The sequence below is a fragment of the Pseudomonas sp. SIMBA_068 genome (assembly GCF_046534705.1).
Lineage (GTDB): Bacteria > Pseudomonadota > Gammaproteobacteria > Pseudomonadales > Pseudomonadaceae > Aquipseudomonas > Aquipseudomonas putida.
The window spans coordinates 1-254 of record NZ_JAWRYI010001060.1; the positions used below are offsets into that span (position 1 = coordinate 1).

Below are 254 nucleotides of genomic sequence, written 5' to 3' on the forward strand. Positions count from 1 at the left end.
ACTCTGTGCCTGATCGACATCAAGCCCCGCGACCTGGACGACGAGGATCGGGCACTGCTACGGGACCTGGCGCGCATGGCCGAGCAGGAACTGGCGGCGGTGCAGATAGCCAGCATGGACGAGCTGACCCTGCTGTCCAATCGCCGCGGCTTCGAGGCCCTGGCGCGGCATGCCCTGGGGGTGTGCAAGCGCCTGGAAAAACCGGCGACCCTGCTGTTCTTCGACCTCAACGACTTCAAGCAGATCAATGACAC

1 protein-coding gene is annotated in these 254 nt (G+C 64.2%); it reads left to right on the forward strand.

The window, feature by feature from the left end:
• The coding region (locus SB756_RS32685; RefSeq protein ID WP_410913590.1) for a GGDEF domain-containing protein at positions 1 to 254 on the forward strand (254 nt) is incomplete at both ends.